19 protein-coding genes are annotated in these 17,369 nt (G+C 43.6%); all 19 read left to right on the top strand.

What is annotated here, in order from left to right; all coding sequences use genetic code 11:
• Positions 1-518 precede the first annotated feature (518 nt).
• The 19 genes from HQK88_10530 (at position 519) to HQK88_10440 (ending at position 17,289) form a co-directional block, all read left to right on the top strand.
• Complete coding sequence (locus tag HQK88_10530; protein MBF0617235.1) at positions 519-1,811, top strand: 2-hydroxyacyl-CoA dehydratase; 1,293 nt, start codon at positions 519-521, stop codon at positions 1,809-1,811.
• On the top strand, positions 1,808-2,545 hold the full coding sequence (locus HQK88_10525) for a hypothetical protein (protein ID MBF0617234.1): 738 nt from the start codon (positions 1,808-1,810) through the stop codon (positions 2,543-2,545). The genes HQK88_10530 and HQK88_10525 overlap by 4 nt, the downstream gene beginning before the upstream one ends.
• 72 nt (positions 2,546-2,617) lie before the next feature.
• A complete protein-coding gene (locus HQK88_10520; GenBank protein ID MBF0617233.1) occupies positions 2,618-3,073 on the top strand; it encodes an MOSC domain-containing protein in 456 nt (151 codons plus the stop codon).
• Positions 3,066-3,551: a MogA/MoaB family molybdenum cofactor biosynthesis protein gene (locus HQK88_10515; protein ID MBF0617232.1), complete on the top strand. Its 486-nt coding sequence runs from the start codon at positions 3,066-3,068 to the stop codon at positions 3,549-3,551. Before HQK88_10520 ends, HQK88_10515 begins: the two co-directional genes overlap by 8 nt.
• A 548-nt stretch (positions 3,552-4,099) precedes the next feature.
• Positions 4,100-5,395, top strand: a complete 1,296-nt coding sequence (locus tag HQK88_10510; protein ID MBF0617231.1) for a sigma-54-dependent Fis family transcriptional regulator — start codon at positions 4,100-4,102, stop codon at positions 5,393-5,395.
• A gap of 320 nt (positions 5,396-5,715) precedes the next feature.
• On the top strand, positions 5,716-6,093 hold the full coding sequence (gene flgB, locus HQK88_10505) for a flagellar basal body rod protein FlgB (GenBank protein ID MBF0617230.1): 378 nt from the start codon (positions 5,716-5,718) through the stop codon (positions 6,091-6,093).
• Between the two features lies 1 nt (position 6,094).
• A complete protein-coding gene (flgC, locus tag HQK88_10500; GenBank protein MBF0617229.1) occupies positions 6,095-6,508 on the top strand; it encodes a flagellar basal body rod protein FlgC in 414 nt (137 codons plus the stop codon).
• A gap of 3 nt (positions 6,509-6,511) precedes the next feature.
• Complete coding sequence (gene fliE / locus HQK88_10495) at positions 6,512-6,817, top strand: flagellar hook-basal body complex protein FliE (protein ID MBF0617228.1); 306 nt, start codon at positions 6,512-6,514, stop codon at positions 6,815-6,817.
• A gap of 65 nt (positions 6,818-6,882) precedes the next feature.
• Complete coding sequence (gene fliF, locus HQK88_10490) at positions 6,883-8,505, top strand: flagellar M-ring protein FliF (protein MBF0617227.1); 1,623 nt, start codon at positions 6,883-6,885, stop codon at positions 8,503-8,505.
• Between the two features lie 7 nt (positions 8,506-8,512).
• Complete coding sequence (locus tag HQK88_10485; GenBank protein MBF0617226.1) at positions 8,513-8,719, top strand: hypothetical protein; 207 nt, start codon at positions 8,513-8,515, stop codon at positions 8,717-8,719.
• 3 nt (positions 8,720-8,722) lie between these two features.
• Entirely contained in the window at positions 8,723-9,712 is a 990-nt protein-coding gene (gene fliG / locus HQK88_10480) for a flagellar motor switch protein FliG (GenBank protein MBF0617225.1), read from the top strand.
• Positions 9,705-10,502, top strand: coding sequence for a hypothetical protein (locus HQK88_10475; GenBank protein ID MBF0617224.1), 798 nt, complete (start codon positions 9,705-9,707; stop codon positions 10,500-10,502). Before fliG ends, HQK88_10475 begins: the two co-directional genes overlap by 8 nt.
• Positions 10,489-11,796, top strand: coding sequence for a FliI/YscN family ATPase (locus HQK88_10470; protein ID MBF0617223.1), 1,308 nt, complete (start codon positions 10,489-10,491; stop codon positions 11,794-11,796). The genes HQK88_10475 and HQK88_10470 overlap by 14 nt, the downstream gene beginning before the upstream one ends.
• A 13-nt stretch (positions 11,797-11,809) precedes the next feature.
• Positions 11,810-12,250 (top strand): flagellar export protein FliJ, encoded by a 441-nt coding sequence (gene fliJ / locus HQK88_10465; GenBank protein MBF0617222.1) that lies wholly within the window; start codon positions 11,810-11,812, stop codon positions 12,248-12,250.
• Complete coding sequence (locus HQK88_10460) at positions 12,207-12,689, top strand: hypothetical protein (GenBank protein MBF0617221.1); 483 nt, start codon at positions 12,207-12,209, stop codon at positions 12,687-12,689. Before fliJ ends, HQK88_10460 begins: the two co-directional genes overlap by 44 nt.
• A gap of 169 nt (positions 12,690-12,858) precedes the next feature.
• Positions 12,859-14,115 carry a flagellar hook-length control protein FliK gene (locus HQK88_10455; protein MBF0617220.1) on the top strand — a complete coding sequence of 419 codons (1,257 nt, stop codon included), beginning with the start codon at positions 12,859-12,861 and terminating at the stop codon, positions 14,113-14,115.
• Positions 14,116-14,133: 18 nt separating this feature from the next.
• Positions 14,134-14,598 carry a flagellar hook assembly protein FlgD gene (gene flgD, locus HQK88_10450; protein ID MBF0617219.1) on the top strand — a complete coding sequence of 155 codons (465 nt, stop codon included), beginning with the start codon at positions 14,134-14,136 and terminating at the stop codon, positions 14,596-14,598.
• A 36-nt stretch (positions 14,599-14,634) separates the two neighbouring features.
• Positions 14,635-16,053, top strand: coding sequence for a flagellar hook protein FlgE (locus HQK88_10445; GenBank protein MBF0617218.1), 1,419 nt, complete (start codon positions 14,635-14,637; stop codon positions 16,051-16,053).
• Positions 16,054-16,098: 45 nt separating this feature from the next.
• Positions 16,099-17,289, top strand: coding sequence for a L,D-transpeptidase (locus tag HQK88_10440; GenBank protein ID MBF0617217.1), 1,191 nt, complete (start codon positions 16,099-16,101; stop codon positions 17,287-17,289).
• Positions 17,290-17,369 lie beyond the last annotated feature (80 nt).

Here is a 17,369-nt window from a genome sequence, read left to right as displayed (position 1 = left end):
GACAGCCATTGAGAAACTGGAGCCAGACTGTCTCTCAACTTGCTTTATTTTTTGAGGGTAGGCTAAAATTGGATATTACCGTTTAAGGTGATTTCACACTTGACACAGTTTATTGAATATATCCAATCAATATGAATATCTTTTTGAATTTTGGTATATTTACAATTGTGTTTTTTGTAAAGTTTTGGCTGAAAAATGATTTTTGCAACGGTCTCTACTTGACTTTTGAAGTTTAATTTTGCTTAACTATCCAATCTTTACTATTAAAGAAAGAGGATACAAATTGTTAAAAGTCTCTGAAGTTGGTATTCGTAAACTTAAATGCCGTGGCTTTGGCTGAAGATCTGCGCTAAACCTGGTCGAGGTTTACCAACAAGGGAGGCTTAGCTTGTCGTTGTCATTAACCTTGTTTTAACTCAGAAACCGTTCACATCATTATCCATAGTTCTCCCTTTTTGCTAAACAGCGATTTTTTTGCAGCTTTGCTGCAATAAATCAAGTTGTTAAATGGAGGACTTATGTCAAAAGATTACACTACTATGTGGAAGGAGCTTGGATTAAACCTGCAGGCTCACGACGGGTTGCTTTCTGTGTTAACCAATGCGTACAAGAACATCTATCTGTCTCAGAAAAACCGTCCGGCAGCAATGGATTATTTCGATTTTGTAATTTCGGAGGTGCACGGCCTGAGGATAGAAGAACTGCTTGAGGCTAAAAAGGCAAACAAGAAAATTATCGGAACTTTTTGTATATTTGTGCCTGAAGAGCTGATACTTGCCGTAAACGGCGTATGTATTGGGCTATGCTCAGGGGCTGAGGTTGGCAGTGACAGCGCTGAAACCCACATACCCAGAAACACGTGTGCTCTCATAAAATCATTTATGGGATTTAAATTAAGCGGTCTGTGCCCTTATGTGGAATCTGCTGATTTAATCGTAGGGGAGACAACCTGTGATGGCAAGAAAAAAGCATACGAGGCCTTTAATGAGATAACGGGTAAGGTCTATGTGATGGAGGTGCCACACAAAAAGGATGACTCGGACAGATTTTTATGGAAAGAGGAAGTTGAAAAATTTGCCGATAAACTTACAGAGCTATCATCTGAGAAAATAACCGTGGAAAAACTTAAGGAAAGCATACGGATTGTTAATGAAAAGAGACTGGCACTTCAGAGATTGTCAAAGCTGAGGGCTGCTGACCATGCTCCTATATCCGGCCTTGATGCGCTCTTGATTAACCAGATATCGTTTTTTGACAATCCGGTAAGATTTACCGCTAAACTAAACGAACTCTGCGATGAACTCGATAAACGTGTTAAGAGTGGCGTCGGAGTTGCGCCAAAGGGCAGTCCAAGGGTCATGATAGCAGGCTCTCCTATGGCAATTCCCAACTGGAAACTTCATGCAGTTATAGAGGGTTCAGGGGCAGTCGTTGTTGGTGAAGAGTCATGTGTGGGAGAGAGGAACTACCGTACCTTGCTTGACACTAATTTCTCTACAGTTGAGGGTGGCATTGAGGCGATAGCTGAGAGGTATATGACTATAGACTGCGCTTGTTTTACTCCAAATACTGAGCGGTTGGATAATCTTGAGGAGATGATGAAAACTCTTAATGCTAACGGAATTATTCACTATGCACTCTTATTTTGCACGCTTTACATGATGGAATCGTATAAGGTACAGAGTGTTTTCAAAGAAAAAGATATGCCTTTTCTGCGGATTGAAACCGATTACTCTCTTGAGGATATGGGGCAGCTTAAAACTAGGGTGGAGGCGTTCCTTGAGGTTATCCGTGAGGGTAACAGTAATTGAAGCGAGCAGGGTTGGATATCGGTTCCAGGTTTATCAAATACGCCGTTATAGATAAAGACGGCGCTGTTTCGTTTTACAAAAAAGAAACCGGACATAATCCCATGTCGGTATGTGAGGAGTTGTTTGATTCTGACAGAGCAGACAGACTTACGGCAACCGGTTATGGCAGGCATTTAATGGAGATCAGCGGCAATGCAAACACTATAACCGAAATAAAGGCGGTAGCCCGTGGAGCCAGAGAGGTTTTTCCATGCTGCCGCACTGTGATAGACATAGGCGGACAGGATACCAAAGTAATATCTTTAAAACAAGACGGAGGAGTTCAGTCTTTTGAGATGAACGACCGGTGCGCTGCAGGCACCGGGCGTTTTCTTGAGATTATGGCTAAAGCCCTCGGCTACGATATCAGGGAATTTGGCAGGGATGGTTATCCCTCCGATAACAGTAACATATCCATTAACAGCATGTGCACGGTGTTTGCAGAGTCCGAGGTTATTGGATTAATTAACAAGGGAATAAAAAGAGAGGCGATCTCATATGCGTTACATAGCAGTGTAACACAAAAAGTAACTGCTCTGACTAAACGTATAGATGTTAAAGATGATATTGTGTTTGCAGGCGGATGCGCATTAAACGGCACTCTGGTTGACATGTTTAAAGACACACTTCAGAAAAACATCCACGTACACGAAACGCCGGATATGCTGGCTGCCCTTGGAGCAGCTCTTTATTAAAAACTGCTATGTTTTCCAGATTTGTACTTTCTATTTTAATTTTTCCGGTAGTATGTGGTAAAATGTAACACTGTGACAGGCAAAGTGGTGTCAATAAACATAAGCCCTGGCAAGGGAATGCGAAAGAAGCCTGTGAAGGAGGCCGTTGTCAGGGATAATTTTGGAATCGAGGGTGATGCCCATGCCTCCTCGTCGTGGCACAGGCAGGTGAGTCTCCTTGCGATAGAGAGCATACGAAAAATGCAGGCGCTGGGGCTTGATGTTGACAGCGGTGATTTTGCCGAAAACATAACGACTGAGGGAATTCCTCTGCCTGAGCTTAAAATCGGTACAAAAATGCTACTGGGCAGCGATATAGAGGCAGAGGTGACTCAGATTGGCAAGGAATGCCACAGCCACTGTGAGATATACTATCAGGCAGGAGATTGTGTTATGCCTAAAGAGGGGATTTTTGTGAAAATCCTGAAAGGTGGACTGCTAAGACCCGGCGATAACGTTATTGTAGTAACTCAGGACACCGATGTTTAAGGCATCGGTAATAACTGTTAGCACACGGGGACATGCCGGAAAGCGTGAGGATGAAAGCGGCCCTGTGGTAAGCGAAATTTTAAAAAACATCGGCATAGAGACGGTATCTTATAAAGTTGTGCCCGATAATAAGGCGATAATTAAGGAAAAACTCATTGAGCTTTCCCATATTTCTGATTTGATTATAACAACCGGAGGCACTGGGTTAACTCCGGATGATGTTACGCCTGATGCCACATCTGAAGTAATAGAGCGTGAAATCCCAGGAATGGCAGAGGCAATGAGAGCAGAGGGACTTAAAAAAACCGACAGATCAATGCTCTCACGTGCTGTAGTTGGCGTTTACAAACAGACTCTGATAATTAACCTTCCAGGGAGCACAAAAGCTGTAAGAGAAAACCTTGCCGTAGTAACCGGCGTTATCCCCCATGCTCTTGAAAAAATCAAGGGCAGCCACGCGGACTGCGCCAGAAGTTAGATAAAGTGATAAGGGAGTGGGCGCTGCCCTCTCCCTTAGACCCTCACCTGTAATGGGTCTCGACCCCTTAACCCCATGTTTTTGATTACGATTGGGTGGTTTAATATTATGTCAGTTTGGTGTGCTTATGATGTAACGATTTTTTTAATCGGCGTTCCGCCGCTTAAAAAGTCTTATTGCGAGCTCCGCCCGCACAACAGATGAACAGATGAAAAAATTTATACAGATTATTACTTTGAACTCAACAGCATTGAACCTACTTGTTTGTTTTTTTTGCTCAATAAACCTCTATAAATAATGCACCATAATGTACACTAATGGAAGATTGTTCTACCTTCATTATTATGTCTAATATTTTTTATGCTATACAATGAAAAATATCGCGATACCCCAAACCATTATCAAGATACAAAATGAAAAAATCGAAATAAAAATTACCATGACGTTTAAGATAGTGGCAAAAAACAGCGAAAAGTTGTATTATATGAAGAGGCAGGTGTGGTCTTTGTTGTTTTATACAATAGAAAGTTAAGGAGTGGATATTTTAGATGAAACCCATACTTGTAGTTGATGATGACCCCCAGATGAGGGATGCTCTGAGGGAGGCCATAAAGCGGCTTGGGTTTGCGGCAGTGGTGGCTGAAAACGGCCAGGATGCCCTGAATAAACTTGCAACTACTCCTATTGCGTTGGTTGTGACCGATATGAAGATGCCTAAGATGGACGGCCTTACTTTTCTCAAAGAGGTTAAAAAGCGCGTGGGCAGTCTGCCGGTGCTTGTGATAACTGGCTTTGGTACGGTTGAAAATGCTGTTGAGGCTATGAAAGAAGGGGCATCCGACTACCTCATGAAACCGTTTTCCTTTGACACCCTCACCCGTAAGATAAACTCCATAATGGAGGGAATGAACTCAGTAAAGGAAATAATCACGGAAAACCAGAGGATGAAAAAAATCCTGATGCTTGCTAACGAGGTTGCCTCTGGAGACACAACCGTGTTGATTTACGGCGAAAGCGGCACCGGTAAGGAACTTGTAGCAAGGTTTATTCATCAATCAAGCCAAAGAAAGCAAAAACAGTTTGTTGGTGTAAACTGTGCTGCAATACCGGAAAACCTGCTGGAGTCTGAGCTGTTTGGACACGAAAAGGGGGCATTTACGGGTGCAACGGACAGAAAACTTGGTAAGTTTGAGCTGGCAAGCGGCGGAACCATCCTTTTAGATGAAATAGGGGAGATGCCGCTCCCTCTTCAGGCAAAGTTACTCAGGGTGCTCCAGGAAAAGGAGTTAGACCGGGTCGGAGGTAAACAGACCATTCCTATAGACACAAGAGTAATCGCCACTACCAACAGGGATCTTTACAAGGAAAGCACCGAGGGCAGATTCAGAGAGGACCTCTATTACAGGCTCAGTGTCTTTCCGCTTCATATACCGCCCCTCAGGGAGCGCCCCGAGGATGTGATTGCACTGAGTGAGTATTTTGTTAAGAAATATGCCTCACTGCTTGGCAAAAACGTTAAGGGTATTAAAAAAGAAGCTATCTCTATTATTGAGAAAAACCCGTGGAGAGGAAATATCCGGGAACTTGAAAATGTCATTCACAGGGCAGTGCTGCTTTCCCGCACCGAGTTTATAGATACAGATGATTTCTTATTTAACGACCCTGTTGCTCCTGTGACAGATTCTGACTCAAAAGGGATAAGGGCAATGGAGAAAGACCTAATCTTTAAGACACTAAAAGAAGTTGACGGAAATAAAACCAAGGCTGCTAAGATTCTTGGCGTAAGTGTCAGAACGATACGAAATAAATTAAACGAATATGGGAAAGATTTTCCCGGTGTGTAGGTTTTTTGGCGCTCAAATAACGGTTTTCAACCGTTTTTTGACGCCTTATACGATTGGGCAAGGTGATATTGTACGCTAAATTATGCTTTATAAACAATGAGTTTGGTGGTAGGTATTAAAGTAAATTTAAAGATTTTAGCAGTATATGATATTTGGCATGATTATTGATACATTATTACTAGCAGTTGAATGTCAGGGCACTGGGTTGCTTAGGTAGACAAGGAGTTAGATGTTAACAAACGGCACAGAGAGAGCGGGTTAGTGCCAAGGGGTTTTTGATCCCTTGTTGCAGATGGCATTGCCCACAGAGGAGCGGTCACATGGATGATGGAGTTAAAACACTTACCTCCTTAATGGACTATACGACAGCAAGGCAAAAGGTGCTGTCCTCAAACATAGCAAACTCCGATACCCCGGGATATACGGCAAAGGAGATAGATTTTAATGCGTTTTTTGATAAGGCAAGGTTAAAGATGGTTGCAACATCTCCGATGCACTATAAAACCGGAACGCAACCGGGGCATGAGGGCGCAGTGATTGATGAAGACACCCTGTTCTGGGGTGATAAGAACAACGTGGAACTTGATATGGAGATCTCAAAGATGACTGAAAATGGTTTACTATACCAAGGGGCAACTAAGTTAATTTCAACAAAGTACCGGCTATATAAATCGGCAGCCAAGACGGCGGCACAATAGGATGGAAGTATTTGGCGTATTTAAGGTAAGTGCATCGGGACTTGAGGCACAACGTGAGCGTATGAACACGATAGCCTCAAACCTGGCCAACATTCACACAACGCAGACAAAAGAAGGCGGCCCGTATAAAAGGCACGACGTTGTGTTTCAGACAGCTTTGTTGGACCCGGATATAAGGAACCACACCGAGGGGGTAAGGGTTGCGCAGATATACGAGGACCCTAATCCTCCCATGATGGTCTATGATCCGTCCCATCCCGATGCTAATCAGGACGGCTATGTGGCCATGCCAAACATAAATGTGGTAGAGGAAATGGTCAACATGATGATGGCCACCAGAGCGTATGAGGCAAATGTAGCTGCTTTTAACACGTCTAAGAGCATGTTTTTGAAAACTTTGGATATTGGGAAATAATAAATGGCTGATTTTAGTAAAATTACCGGAACAAACTTTGCTCAGGAGCTTAACAAACAAACCCCTGCTGCCACTACTAATGACAGCAGTGCCGGAGGGGGATTTGACAATGTTTTAAAAGATGCCCTGACAAAGGTAAATAATATCCAGAAGGAGGCGGATAAGGCTATAGATGATCTGGCCTCAGGGGGAGATATTAACAATGCTGTGCTTGCCATGGAGAAAGCCGACATGTCTTTTCAGATTATGCAAGAGGTGAGAAACAAGCTTCTTAGTGCCTATGAAGAGGTCATGAGGATGCAGGTATAGGGGGTAGGGATTCTCACCGGTTGAGCTTTTAAGCATGGCGGCCTGTGATTTGGAAACATAATTATATGGCTGACATTAAACTTTTAATTGAAAAGGTAAAAAATTGGCCTGACAAAAAAAAGGCCGTAATGGCTGGTTTTGTGGTGTTAGGTCTGGCCGCTATAATAGTAATATTTGCGTGGAGCCAGAAGGTGCCCTACCAGGTCTTGTTTTCCAATTTAGCCGACGAGGATGCAGGTAAAATTGTTGCTAAACTCAAAGACCTGAAAGTTCCGTACAAGGTCACCCAAAACAGCATAATGGTGCCGCAGGAAAAAGTCCATGAACTCAGAATTCAACTTGCCACAGCCGGGCTTCCGCAAGGCACAGGAGTAGGGTTTGAGATTTTCGATAAACCTGATTTTCAAGCCACTGATTTTGTCCAAAAATTAAACTACAGGAGAGCGCTTGAAGGAGAGCTTGCAAGAACCATAGCCTCGCTTGAGGAAATAGATAAGGCAAAAGTACATCTTGCAATACCCGAAAAATCCCTCTTTGTTAAAGACAAAGAACTGCCCACAGCCTCAATCGTAGTGAATTTAAAACAGAAAAAGGCACTGACGCAGGAACAGATACAGGGTATTGTGCATCTTGTGTCAAGCAGTGTTGAAGGCCTTATCCCAAACAACATCACAGTGTTAAACAGCCAGGGGGAACTTCTGACACGTCCGACCGATGAATTGATAGGTCTTACAGCCACACAGCTTGAGTATCAGCGTAAGATTGAAAAAGAGCTGCAACAGCGAATCGGCGAGATTTTGGGACCGGTTGTGGGACGGGAAAAGGTCAAGGCCCGGGTCAGTCTTGAGCTGGATTTTGCAAAAACCGAAAAGACTGAGGAAAAATTTGACCCGGAGGGAAGCGTTGTCCGCAGTGAGCAGTCAATGAAGGAAAAATCTGTAACGACAGGCCCGGGCGGAATTCCGGGGGTTCAGTCCAACCTTCCCGGTAAAACCCCCCTGCAGGGCGCCGGAATGCAGACCTCTACTCAGAAACAAAGTGAAACCACAAACTACGAAATATCCAAAGTGGTAAGCCATGTGACAGGCCCCTATGGTTCTGTAAAGAGAATATCAGCGGCAGTATTGGTTGACGGTATATATAAAGAAAAGACGGCTCCAAAGGATGCAAAGAAGAAGGATACAACCGCTCCGGAGCAGGTATATGTACCCCGAACCGATGTTGAGCTTAAACAGTACGGAGACCTGGTAAAGAAAGCGATTGGCTACACTGAAAAGCGCGGTGATGAGGTAACTGTAATAAATATGCCATTTGGCGGAATTCCTAAGGAGGAGCCTGAAAAGCGCGATTATGTCAAAGACAGCGTGATGCTTGCAAAGTATTTGGCTCCGGTGTTGCTTGCGCTGCTTTTTATAATCTTTGTGGTGCGTCCGATTATGAAGTCTCTTACAGAGCCGCCTCAGGCCCCTGACTTACCAAAACTCAAACCCATGCCGGAGCTTATAGAAAAGCAGGCAAAACAGTCACAAAAACAGCTTGAGCCTGAAAGAGAACGAGATGTGTCAATGCCTCCGGAGGAGGAACCAGGGATATTACAAGACTTAAACGACTGGGCTAAGTGGGTACAGGATAACCCCAACCAGGCATCCCAGATTGTAAGGGAATGGATGGAACACGAGGAGGCGTAAAAGAGTTATGGCTGAAGATAGAAACAAGACAGTTCCCAAAAGTGTTAAGTTGGCAGACATTAAGTTTGCCATTGAGAGCAAAGGCTCTGCCCCCCCTGCTAAAGTGAAGTCTCAGATGAAAGATGAGTTGGCTGACTGGTCTAAGTGGATTAAAGATAATCCGTCTAAGGCTGCAAAAATAGTAAGACAGTGGCTGGAGAGTGAGGAGGCTTAAAGCATGGCAATGCAATTAACCGGTTACGAGAAAGCCGCAATATTTTTGACCGCAATTGGCGAGGATGCCGCTGCCGAGATTATGAAAACTCTCGACATGAAAGAGATAGGCAAGATTGCCAGTGTCATGACAAAAATAAAATCCCTGAAAGAAGATGAAGTGAAGGCGGTTTTTCAAGAGGCCTCCAAGAAGGTGGAAAAAGGCGAAATGTATATGGGCGGTAACGATTACGTAAAAAATATGTTAATCAAAGGCCTTGATGAAAAAACCGCCAAAAAAATAATGGAAAAGGCCGCAATTGAGGCCACCCTTGAAAACTTAAAGAAAGTGGATGCTAAAAAACTCACTAACTTTCTTCTTACCGAACACCCGCAGACAATTGCTCTGATTCTAAGCTTACTTGACCCCGGGCAGGCTGCCATTGTGCTTCAAACCCTGCCTAAGTCGTTAAAAGTGGATGTGGCTATGCGAATGGCAACTACTGAGGGAATACCAATGGACGCCATCGAGGAGATTGAGGATGTGCTTAAGAGTGAGCTTGATCTTGAACGCGGAGAGGGAATAAAGGTCGGAGGCGTTAAAAAGGTAGCTCAGATTCTAAACTCAATAGATAAAGCAACTGAGGAGTTGATTCTTGAAAACATAGAAAGCCATGACTATGAACTTGCCGATGCGATAAGACAGTTTATGTTCGTATTTGAAGACCTTACGAGACTTGATGACAGAGGAATTCAGATGGTTCTTAAAGAGGTAAGCACGGAGGATCTGTCGCTTGCGCTTAAAACTGCCTCAGAGGGGCTCAAAGAAAAGGTGTTTAAGAACATGTCAAAGAGGGCGGCAGAAATTCTCAAAGATGAGATGGAGTCAAAGGGGCCTGTAAGGGTGTCAGAGGTTGAAAAATCACAGCAAAGCATAATTAAGATAGCCAGAAAACTCAGTGAAGAGGGTAAGATAATACTGCCCGGGAGCTCTGAGGAAGAGCAGCTTGTATAGGTCGGGAGTAATCAAGGGCGGCAAAGTTGAGCGATTTTCGATGCCCTCTTTAGATGGAAAAAACTATGGCAATGTTGAGAGTGAAAGTGAGGCAGCAGTTGAGGACACACCCTCAGAGAGTGTACAAGACGCCGAACTGCCGGATGAAGAGAGCGCTCCTGAAATTCAGCTAAGCAGCCCTCAGCCGGAGGAACCTGATGCTCCTGAGCCGGAGGAACCAGCGCCAAACCCTGAGGAAATCATCAGGGAGGCACAGGAAACCGCCCGCCAGTTAGAACAGGAGGCACAAAGACAAGGCTACGAAAATGGTTTTAACGCAGGCAGAGAGGCCGGCCAAAATCAGGCCATTACTGAGTTTAATCAAAAAAACCTGCCCCTTTTAGATGCACTAGCTAAAATAATCGAAGACCTGCGCAATTTTAAAGAAGGCGCATTAAACACTCTTCAGCCGAAGGTTATACAACTGGCTCTGGATGTAGCAAAGGCTGCGCTTTTGGGAGAGCTTAAAATAAATCCCGATGTTTTAGTAAGGCTTGTTAAAGAGGGAATAAACAGACTTAAAAAGACCGGTTCTGTAACAATAAAACTAAACCCAGCGCTTTACGATATGTTTTTATCCAGGAAAGCCGAGCTTACGGAGTTGAACCCTGAGATACTGTTTGAAGTTGATCCGGCACTGCCCCCTGAGGGCGCTGTAGTCATAGGTCCGCTTGAGGAGGTGTCTGTTAACCCGCTTGAGCTTCTGGATAACATTATAGAGGATATGAGGGAACTGGATGCAGGCGGTTGACCTTGATTCGTACCTTGAAACTGTAAACAAATCCAACCCTGTCAGGGTATATGGCAGAGTGGTTGAGATAACCGGAATTCTCATAAAGTGCACCGGTGTAAATGCAGCTGTGGGAGAAACCTGTTTGATATACTCAGATAGCGGCGCTTCTTTGGATGCCGAGGTGGTAGGGTTTAAAGACGGCAGGATGCTTCTTATGGCAATAGGGGATATATCTTTGGTAAGGCCTGGCTCCAGAGTCAGGGCTATGGGACGTAAGGTATCGGTGCGTGTGGGGACTGGACTTATAAGCCGCGTAATCAGCGAATCAGGGGAGCCTCTGGATAGTAAAGGACCGATATATGCATCGCACTATCCGCTTTACTCAACACTGGTTAATCCGCTTCAAAGGGAACGAATCAGAGAGGCCATAGACCTTGGGATTTCAGCGATAAACGGACTTTTTACAATTGGTAAAGGACAGCGTATAGGCATAATGGCGGGTGCCGGAGTGGGCAAGAGTGTTCTTCTGGGTATGATGGCAAAATATACGCGTGCGGATTTAAACGTAATCTCTCTGATAGGTGAAAGAAACCGTGAGGTGAGGGAGTTTATAGAGCGCGACCTTGGGCCTGAGGGAATGAAACGTTCCGTAGTTGTCGTTACAACCTCCGAGCAGTCACCAGTGGCTAAAGTAAGAAACGCCTTTGTAGCAACGGCAATTGCTGATTACTTCAGGGCAGAGGGTAAAGATGTACTTCTTTTTATGGACTCTCTGACCAGAGTTGCAATGGCTCAAAGGGAGATAGGGCTTGCTACAGGTGAGCCCCCTGCCTCTAAGGGATACACGCCTTCAGTGTTTGCGCTTTTACCAAAACTGCTAGAGCGTGCTGGAACGATAAAGGGTAAGGGGAGCATCACAGGGCTGTACACAGTGCTTGTGGAGGGCGATGATCTGACTGACCCTGTAGCCGATATTGCCACTTCAATCCTTGACGGCCACATTGTCCTTTCCAGAGAGCTTGCCATGGAAAACCACTACCCGGCCATAAATATTCTCCGTTCAATCAGCAGGGTAATGCCTGATATAATAGAAGAGAAGCACAAAACGTCAGCCGGCAAATTTATAGAAACCATGGCTGTTTATAAGAGATTTGAGGATATGATAAACCTTGGAGCCTACAAAGAGGGGTCAAATCAAAAGGTGGATTTTGCACTTTCTATGATAGACAGATTAAACGGCTTTTTAAGGCAGTCCATGACCGAGGCCAGAGATTTTAATACCACATTAGACTTACTTTACAAGCTTTTTTAGGTGAGATAATTTCATGGCAAGGCTTGACACGCTTAAACGGATTATACAGGTAAAAGAGTATAAAAAATCTGAGGCTGAGATTGAACTGCAAAAGGCATGGAGAGTGTTGAAAACAGAACAAAGCCAGCTTGCCTTGCTGGAAAAACACCTGGCGGATAACACAGCTGCTTTGGATAAAAAGAAAAACTCAAGAAATATAAATGGTTACGAACTCACCCTGTATTATGATTACATAGAGACCCTCTACAAGAAAATTGATGCACAAACTAAAGTTGTAGCAGAGAAAACCTTAGAGATGGAAAAAAAACAGACAGAGCTCGTAGAGGCCTACCGAGAGGTGAAAACAGTGGAGGTATTGAAAGACAGGGTGGTAAGTGATGAAAGCAAAAAAATGGAGAGGCAAACTCAGCGTGAAATGGATTTCGCGTATCTGTCAAGGCTTCCGCGCAATTAGCCTGATTTGCATCGTATTTGCTACTTTTCCCTGCGCCTCAGTACAAGGGCAGGAGGACTGTGCAGCAAGGCAAAAGGAAATTGCGCTGAAAGAGGAAAGTTTAAAAAAAGAAGCAGCACGTCTTGATGCGCTTAAAACAGACATAGACGATAAGGTGGCAAAGTATCAAAGTATCCTCAAACAAATAGATGATGCCCTGCTAAAACTGCAACAGCCCGATGATGAACGCTTTAAGCGCGTTGTGAAAGACTATGAGGCCATGCCGGCTGAAGAGGCAGGGGCACGCATTAGCGCCCTCGATGAGGACACTGCTGTTAATCTTCTGCTGAAGATGGCTCCAAGAAAAGCCGGCGCCGCTATGGCTCAGATAGAACCCAGAAAGGTTGCCTCTCTTACTGAAAAAATGGCAAGCATCAAGAAAAGTTTTCCTCTTAAGTGAAAACTTTTTCCTCTCCCAACTGAGTTTTTTCCATAAAATTCATCTCTCTTAATTGTCATATAAGCATTTTGTTTATTTGGTATGAGATTTGCAATTCCATTGTTGTATGAGTGATATAAATGTAGTAAATTTACTCGGAGCCGGCTGCCAGACTCAGCAGGTCCAACAGATGGGAGTGCCTCAGGGTATGAACAGCTCATCGGGTAAATTTGGCTCGGTTTTAAACAAGGTACTTGATGATAAGGAGAGTACGGATTTGGCAGGCACTGTGTCAGCTTCTATGCTTTTAATGACTCTATTAGGCGGCAATAATGCCGTAACAAATTTACCTGATGGAGCATCCTCAGATACAGGGACCGTGGCACTTCAAAAAGCAGCCCCCTCAATTGATATGAAGACCCTTGGCGGAAAAGGTGTTCTAAACCCTGACGGCGCTAAAGACATTAAAAAATCGGCTGATGAGCCAAAACAAGACGATAAAAACACTGATGTTAAAAACACTGATGTTAAAAACACTGACGTTAAAAGCAATAAAGATACGGGTTCTGCTGAAAAGATACTGACAGATACCAAACCTGATACAGAAGCACTTTTAAAAGAGTTAGCAGCAAAAAACAGTAATCCCAATGAGGAAAAAGTACAGGCAACAGATGCAATGAATGCAGCAGTTAAAAACTTATTCAAAGATAACACAGATGCTAATGCACTAAAAGAAAACACAGATGCTAACTTGCCAAAAGAAAAGACAGATTCAAACGCACCAAAACAAAAGTTTGACCCGAACATGCTAAAATCACAGAATTTAGATACCGGTGACACACTGACAAAGGATGTAGTACAATCACAGACAGATAATAATACCGGAGAAAAAAAGCAGGATAAACCGGCTGATATCAAAACCGGCAAAGAACAGGTAGTTGAGATTAACGACACTCAGGGCACACAACAAGCCATTGGCGCAGAAAAAGCACAGCAAAATACCATGGCGGCACCTCATAACGTAAACAATGAAATCGCAGTCCCAAAAACACCTCTTCAAATAAATGACCACACCTTCAGTATTAGCAAACTCAGTGACAGCTCAATAGAGGTGCGGCTGGAGCCGGACGGCCTTGGCTCCGTAAAAATACATTTGAACATGGAAAACGGTACGATTCATGCCGATATAAGAGCCTCCGATGAAGCATCAAGGGCGATAATTGAAAAGAATTTAAACGATATAGTAAAAGCTTTAACACAAGAGGGGTTAACAGTCGGTGACTTTTCTGTTTCATTAAAAGACAGAGGTAACCAGGGTGAATACAAAAAACAACAAGGATCTGGCAATAAAAAGGGCTCCGATGGGGAATTACCAGAGGAGGAGGAGATTACATCCGTGAGACGCTCTGGTTACTTAGATAATGGCAAGGTAAGCATATTTGCGTAAGCAAAAGGAGGGATTGATATGAGTGTAACGTCAGCCACTGATTCGTCAGGCACAACATCATCGAGTACTACGTCGAGCTCAAGCTCGTCAACAAACGGGACTTTAAATTCCACGGATTTTCTGCAGCTTTTTACAAAGCAGCTCCAGTACCAGAATCCGATGAACCCAATGGATTCATCTAATTTCACAAGCCAGTTATCGCAATTTGCCTCAGTAGAGGCGCTTAGCAACATACAGAGCGGGGTTTCGACTCTAAACACGTACTCAAACTCTTTAAATAATATGATGGCAGCAAACATGATAGGCAAATACGTTACCATGAATGACGGGACAACAGGGCAAATAACAGGCATAAGTTTCAGCAACGGAGTTTCCTCGCTGACTCTAAGTGACGGCACCACAGCGTACATGGGTAACGTTAAGGAAATAAGTTCAACGAGTTCAAGCTCTTCATCATCCAGCTCAAGCTCAAGCTCAACATAGGGTTTTGGTTATGAAACAAGACAGGAGGCTATAGATATGATAACATCACTTTGGACGGCAGTCAGCGGTATGAACTCAAACAGCACATCACTGGGTGTTGTGGGTGATAACATAGCAAACATGAATACAACCGGTTTTAAGTCAAGCAGAGCGGAATTTGGCGATATACTGAGTCAGGCTATTATAGGCACTGGCAGCGGACAGGTTGGAAAAGGTTCATATATAACAAATATAAACGCTCTTTTTACTCAGGGGTCTTTTATTACAACTAATAATCCGACAGATTTAGCAATAGATGGTAACGGTTTTTTTATAGTGAAAGATGATGGTTCCACAACGGCTTCAAATTCAACATACTATACCCGTGCTGGCAACTTTAACATCGATAAAGGTGGTTATCTTGTAACATCCAGTGGGTTAAGAGTGCAGGGTTATATGGCAACTGACATAAGCAGTTCATCGCTTTCAAGCACCAGCTTATCAGGTAATCTTACCGATATTAAGACAGATATGAGCATAAGCCCTGCTAAGGAAACAAACAATGTTGACTGGAAAGTAAACTTAAATTCATCTGCAAGTATAATAACGGCGGCATTTACGCTTGACGGCAACGGAGACGGTGTAAATAGCGATCCAGCTAATTATAATTACTCGACATCAACTACCATATACGACTCTCAGGGCGGCGCACACGATGTAACAGCATATTACACTAAAACAGCAAACAACAAGTGGCAGGTGCATTATGCGTATCAGCAGTCAACCTCAAGCAGCACTCTGACCCTTGCCACATCACAGACATTATCAGGCACTGGCACCACTAGTACCGCAACAGACACCTCCGCTGTATCAGGTGTCACCCAGACACTGGTATTTAACTCAGCCGGTAACCTTGTAAGCGATGGTACAGGAACAAGCGTTTCTGCAAGCACAGAGCCGAGTATGTCGTTTAACTTCCTTGGCGGTGTACAGACCCCGCAGAAAATTACTTTTGACTTTGGAAAATCAATAAATCAGGGCGGATCGGGGGCAAATACAACGGAGCAATTAGCAGTAAGTTCACAGGTTCTTGATGTTAGCCAGGATGGAAACTCCTCAGGAACATTCACAAGCATCGCCTTTGATAGTTACGGCAAAATAAGCGCCACATATACAAACGGCCAGACGAAAGTCATTGGGCAGCTTGCTTTAGCCAGATTTAATGATCCAAACGGGCTCAAAAAAGACGGAGCAAATATGTTTAGCTCAACTCCCAGCTCCGGTGATGCTATAATTAACACGGCACAGACAAGCGGCCTTGGAAGCATAGATGCAGGTGCACTGGAGCAAAGCAACGTTGACCTCGGTTCTGAGTTTGTCACCATGATTACAGACCAAAGGGCATACGAGGCTAACTCCAAGTCTATTCAGACAACGGATGAGATGTTACAAACAGTAATAGGGCTTAAGAGATAGCACCAGAGAGTGGTTTGATGCAGTTATGTTTAATTTAGGATTAGTATGATTGTAAGATTTGAGAAAAGCACTACAATTGGTTTTTATATAAAACCATTTGGTACAGGGCTTTGTGTTGCAGCGTGCCTTATCAGTGTCGCATGCTGCATCTTAAATTGTCCTCAAGCCGTAGCACAGCCGGTGGAGAGTTTTTCCGGATTTTACCGCATATCTGTTGATATATTGCCTGTCCATACAGAGCCGTCAGAGGACGCACCTGTATCATTTAATCTTCTTAAAAATATGGAAATACAGCCGGTTAACAGCACTCAGTCTGAGGGATTTCAGTGGTTTGAAATAAAAATTAACGGCAGCTCGTTTTGGTTAAAGCAAAAAGACCTCAGCAACAATAAAACCTATGTTGATTCAACGTATGAACGAACAGAGGAGGTGTTTTTTAATTCATCAAATTCAAACAAAAAAATACTGGTCAACAAGGAAACAAGAATTCTAATTTTATATGAAAAAAACAACAACACATGGAGTGAAAAAAAGCGCTATAACGTGGGACTTGGAGATTTTTCAGGCAAGAGACTCAGCACAAAGTTAACGTTCCAACCCAGAGCGTGTCTTGTGTTAATGAAAGATAACGGATTTAAAATGTATGAAAAACCACTGGCTAAATTTCCTGATGCACAAAAAGCCAGAGCCGTTGTTTTTGTAGACAAAGACACCAAAAATATAACCGTCTATGAGTCAATCTCAGGGAAATGGGTAAAAAGAGACAATCAGTACAAATCAAGGGATAAAATTATTTTTTCAACAGCACTTGTATGGTTTTACGATGACAAATTCAATATCATTTACAATGATGATATTTTTCCGAAGCGAGTTAAAGGCGACAGAAGGACCCCTGAGGGGATTTACTACATAGCCGATATAAATCCAGTAAGCCGCTACGGCAGAGATCCGGACACAGGGGAGGGGCTTCCGTCTCTTTTGATTAGTTACCCAAACCAGATGGATGCCTGGCGAGGCCTCACAGACGGCAGAATCTGCATTAAAGATTACAACAGGATAACAGAGGCAATTGAACACAGAGAAGTTCCTCCGCAAAACACACCGCTGGGCAGCCTCATAATGATCCATGGCGGGGGTGAAACTGATTGGACAGCAGGCTGTGTTGCTCTAAATAACAGAGATATGAAAGAGCTTGCCTCTGAGATAGAGCTGCACACACCGGTCTTTATAAAGTAGGCAGATATGAGCCTATGAAAATATTTTCATTATTATCTGACAATAAAGGTTTATACTTATTGCGTAACAGAGGATAAAAA

This window comes from Nitrospirota bacterium, from assembly GCA_015233895.1.
In the GTDB taxonomy this organism is placed as follows: domain Bacteria; phylum Nitrospirota; class Thermodesulfovibrionia; order Thermodesulfovibrionales; family Magnetobacteriaceae; genus Magnetomonas.
The sequence above is the reverse complement of the archived record's forward strand: the minus strand, read 5'-3'. Positions and strand labels throughout refer to the sequence as shown.